Consider the following 1,153-nt stretch of genomic DNA (forward strand, 5'->3'; position numbering starts at 1 on the left):
AGATTATCAGCATCACAAGTTACTCCGCGAGAAATCAAAGATGTAACCAACGATTGCTGAGCCAAGTTTAGGGTTTCTTAAAAACCCAAAGATGTTTGAACTGAAGAGTTTGATCATGGCTCAGATTGAACGCTGGCGGCAGGCCTAACACATGCAAGTCGAGCGGTAGAGAGAAGCTTGCTTCTCTTGAGAGCGGCGGACGGGTGAGTAATGCCTAGGAATCTGCCTGGTAGTGGGGGATAACGTTCGGAAACGGACGCTAATACCGCATACGTCCTACGGGAGAAAGCAGGGGACCTTCGGGCCTTGCGCTATCAGATGAGCCTAGGTCGGATTAGCTAGTTGGTGAGGTAATGGCTCACCAAGGCGACGATCCGTAACTGGTCTGAGAGGATGATCAGTCACACTGGAACTGAGACACGGTCCAGACTCCTACGGGAGGCAGCAGTGGGGAATATTGGACAATGGGCGAAAGCCTGATCCAGCCATGCCGCGTGTGTGAAGAAGGTCTTCGGATTGTAAAGCACTTTAAGTTGGGAGGAAGGGTTGTAGATTAATACTCTGCAATTTTGACGTTACCGACAGAATAAGCACCGGCTAACTCTGTGCCAGCAGCCGCGGTAATACAGAGGGTGCAAGCGTTAATCGGAATTACTGGGCGTAAAGCGCGCGTAGGTGGTTTGTTAAGTTGGATGTGAAATCCCCGGGCTCAACCTGGGAACTGCATTCAAAACTGACTGACTAGAGTATGGTAGAGGGTGGTGGAATTTCCTGTGTAGCGGTGAAATGCGTAGATATAGGAAGGAACACCAGTGGCGAAGGCGACCACCTGGACTAATACTGACACTGAGGTGCGAAAGCGTGGGGAGCAAACAGGATTAGATACCCTGGTAGTCCACGCCGTAAACGATGAGTGCTAAGTGTTAGAGGGTTTCCGCCCTTTAGTGCTGCAGCTAACGCATTAAGCACTCCGCCTGGGGAGTACGGCCGCAAGGCTAAAACTCAAATGAATTGACGGGGGCCCGCACAAGCGGTGGAGCATGTGGTTTAATTCGAAGCAACGCGAAGAACCTTACCAGGCCTTGACATCCTCTTGACCTCCCTAGAGATAGGGATTTCCCTTCGGGGACAAGAGTGACAGGTGGTGCATGGT

Annotated in this window: 1 rRNA gene; it reads left to right on the top strand. The window is 51.3% G+C overall.

What is annotated here, in order from left to right:
• Positions 1-97: 97 nt before the first annotated feature.
• Positions 98-1,153, top strand: a 16S ribosomal RNA gene (locus tag ACFT9I_RS40320); the annotation flags it as partial.

It is taken from the genome of Streptomyces sp. NPDC057137, from assembly GCF_042670825.1.
Classification (GTDB): domain Bacteria; phylum Actinomycetota; class Actinomycetes; order Streptomycetales; family Streptomycetaceae; genus Streptomyces.